The sequence below is a fragment of the Streptococcus sp. GMD1S genome, assembly GCF_000296875.1.
Classification (GTDB): Bacteria; Bacillota; Bacilli; order Lactobacillales; family Streptococcaceae; genus Streptococcus.
Genome location: NZ_AJQY01000192.1, coordinates 1 through 959 on the forward strand (window position 1 = coordinate 1; position 959 = coordinate 959).

Consider the following 959-nt stretch of genomic DNA (forward strand, 5'->3'; position numbering starts at 1 on the left):
CAGGTCAACATTGAAGAATCAATCCGTGGAAAACACGTCTTTATCCTACAATCAACGAGTTCACCTGTAAATGATAATTTACTTGAAATTTTGATTATGGTGGACGCTTTGAAGCGTGCTAGTGCAGAATCTGTCAATGTTGTTATGCCTTACTATGGCTATGCACGTCAGGATAGAAAAGCGCGCGCGCGTGAGCCAATCACAGCAAAACTCGTTGCAAACATGCTAGAAGTTGCTGGGGTAGATCGTTTGTTGACGATTGATTTGCACGCTGCACAGATTCAGGGATTCTTTGATATTCCTGTAGATCACTTGATGGGTGCTCCATTGATTGCGGACTACTTTGAACGTCGTGGCATGGTTGGCTCTGACTACGTGGTTGTCAGCCCAGACCATGGTGGGGTGACTCGTGCTCGTAAATTGGCAGAGTTTTTGAAAACTCCGATTGCGATTATTGACAAGCGCCGTAGTGTAGACAAGATGAATACCAGTGAAGTGATGAACATCATTGGTAAGGTAGAAGGTAAGACTTGTATTTTGATTGACGATATGATCGATACAGCTGGAACCATTTGTCATGCGGCGGATGCTCTTGCTGAAGCAGGTGCTGTTGAGGTTTACGCAAGCTGTACGCACCCAGTACTTTCAGGACCAGCTATGGACAATATCCAAAAATCAGCTATTAAAAAATTGGTTGTTTTGGATACTATCTACCTACCAGAAGAGCGTTTGATTGATAAGATTGAACAAATTTCGATTGCTCATCTTCTAGGCGATGCTATTATCCGTATCCACGAAAAACGTCCTCTTTCTCCTCTATTTTGTATTGAGAAAAAGATTTAATCTTTCACTTGAAGTAGACAGAACTCCTAGCAGGTTTCTTTTCTTGCTAGGAGATTTTTATAGTCAAAATCTGCAAGCCTTTTCAAAATATGCTATACTGAGAAAAAAGGAGGATT

Annotated in this window: 1 protein-coding gene; it reads left to right on the forward strand. The window is 41.6% G+C overall.

All coding sequences use genetic code 11. From position 1 onward, the window contains the following. On the forward strand, window positions 1–843 hold an 843-nt coding region (locus GMD1S_RS08205), incomplete at its 5' end, for a ribose-phosphate diphosphokinase (protein ID WP_000304117.1). Window positions 844–959: the final 116 nt, after the last annotated feature.